Annotated in this window: 2 protein-coding genes; one reads left to right on the top strand and one right to left on the bottom strand. The window is 46.2% G+C overall.

Annotated features, from left to right (window positions below; genetic code table 11):
• The coding region (locus tag PF479_RS18450) for a DUF4143 domain-containing protein (protein WP_298009859.1) at positions 1-805 on the top strand (805 nt) is incomplete at its 5' end.
• A 9-nt stretch (positions 806-814) separates the two neighbouring features.
• Here PF479_RS18450 and PF479_RS18445 read toward each other — a convergent pair.
• On the bottom strand, positions 815-2,416 hold a 1,602-nt coding region (locus tag PF479_RS18445; protein WP_298009857.1), incomplete at its 5' end, for a RecQ family ATP-dependent DNA helicase.

Genomic DNA, 2,416 nt, shown 5'->3' with positions numbered 1-2,416 from the left:
TTTAATCAAACAGAGCTCAGAAACTTTGGCAGGAAGAATCTCATTTATTGAGATCAGTCCCTTTGTTGCCACTGAAGTTAATGATTTTAGACGTTTATGGGTTCAGGGGGGATATCCTGACAGTTATTTTTTAGATACAGAATTAAGTTTTGATTGGAGAACAAACTATATCAGAACATTTCTGGAAAGAGATATTCCTCAACTTGGTATCACTGTGCCAGCTGAGACTCTCCGTCGCTTTTGGACTATGTTGGCTCATGTGAACGGGACAATATTAAACCAAAGTATTCTAGCTTCATCCATGGGGGTTAGTGTTCCGACCATTAAGAATTATCTTGATATATTAGAAGGAACCCTTGTGATCAGGAGATTAAGGCCATTTTTTACAAATACTAAGAAAAGACTCATTAAATCACCAAAATTATATATCCGGGATACAGGCTTGATTCATTGTCTACTGGGAGTTGAAACCTATAACGACTTGCTGTCCCACCCTTGTCTGGGTAATAGTTATGAAGCTTTTATACTGGGAAGTCTTATTGAACATTGTCCCAGGTATACTCCAAGCTACTATCGCTCCTCCAGTGGAGCTGAAATTGACCTTGTTCTTGAAAAAGGAACTAAAAGAATTGCTATTGAAATCAAAACATCATCCGCACCAAAGGTGACTCAGGGATTTTATGAAGCTTTGAAAGTAATTAAACCGGATCAAGCCTATGTTGTTGCTCCAGTAAACGAGCCTTTTCCTCTTAAAGATGATATTTGGGTTCATAACTTATCTTCTATTTTAGATACTTTATCTTAATGAATAACCTCAATACCCCAGATACTCCTTGATCTTCGGAATAAAAAACGGTCCGTACTGTTCCAGCTTGGTTTCGCCCACACCGGATACCCGGAGGAAGCTGCTCTTGTCCGTGGGCTTTAGAGCACTCATTTCCCTGAGGGTTTTGTCTGAGAAAATAACATAGGGGGGAACGCCTTTTTTCCTGGCCAGTTCCATGCGGACACTTTTGAGAGCATCAAAAAGGCTCTCATCGTACTTACCGCTTTTCGCAAACAGATCTTCTTCCGGCGAGGGCGGTTTGGGAAGTGTATCCTCCCGCTTTAAAATATAGAAGGATTCTTTTCCAAAGAGGATCTTTCGTCCTTTTTCATTGATTTTCAGGGCGTTGTAGGCTTCTGTATCCTGGTGGACCGCTTCCTGGCTGATGAGTTCTTCTACGATTCCCCGCCACCATTTCTTGCTTTTATCCTTACCGGCACCATAGGTCTTGATCTGCTCATGCCCCATGCGGCGGATCTTTTCGGTGTCCGCACCCTGAACGATATCGATCACATGGGTCAGGCCGAAGCGTTCTTTCGTTCTTATCACAGCTGAGAGGAGTTTCTGGGCATCGATGGTGGCGTTGATTTTTTCCATCTCACCGGTGCAGATATCGCAGAAACCGCAGTCATCGGCAGCACTCTCGTCAAAGTATTCCAGGATCTGTTTCCGCCGACAGACATTCACAGCCCCGAAGCGGGCCATCCGGCTCAGATTGTCTTTCGCTTTTTTCTGTTCTCCCGGGTCATTCATCTGATTGATAAAGTACTGTTGTTTGACCAGATCTCCAGGGCCGTAGAGAAGAAGACAGTGGGATTCCAGGCCGTCTCTTCCCGCCCGGCCGGTCTCCTGATAATAGCCCTCCATGCTTTTGGGCAGGTCTCCATGGATGACAAAGCGGATGTTGGATTTATCGATGCCCATGCCGAAGGCTATGGTGGCACAGATAACCTGCACATCATCATTGTTAAACTTGTTCTGATTTTCTTCCCTGAGTTTCTGGGTGAGTCCGGCATGATAGGGGAGGGCCTTGATCCCTTTTCCCTTGAGATGGGCCGCGGTCTTTTCAACATCTTTACGACTGGTTCTGTAGACGATTCCTGCCTGGCCTTCATGGTCCTGTATAAAACCAGTGATCTGGGGCAGCACTTTCTCCTTCCGGTCTACCCGGTAAAAGAGTTCTTTCCGATCAAAGGATGCCCTCACCTGGAAGGGGCGGGACAGGTTCAAAATACGGATGATGTCATCCTGAACTTTCTGTGTGGCTGTGGCTGTAAAGGCGGCGATGGGAATCCCCGGGAAGGCCCCGCGGAGCCGGGAGAGACTAAGATAATCCGGACGGAAATCATGACCCCATTCGGAAAGACAGTGAGCTTCATCCACTGCAAAAAAACGGATAGGCAGTTCTTTGAGCTTCTCCATATAACCGTCCAGAGCCAGACGTTCAGGAGATATATAGAGTAGTTTTATTTCACCACTGTATAAACGTGCATAGACGGAAGCCGCTTCTCCGGCTTTGAGGGTGCTGTTGATAAAAGCCGCCTGGATTCCCGATTCCACGGCGGCGTCCACCTGGTCTTTCATCAGGGC

Origin of the sequence: Oceanispirochaeta sp. (assembly GCF_027859075.1) — a bacterium.
GTDB lineage: Bacteria > Spirochaetota > Spirochaetia > DSM-2461 > DSM-2461 > Oceanispirochaeta.
Note: the sequence above shows the minus strand (reverse complement) of the source record. Positions and strands in the feature narration are given on the sequence as shown.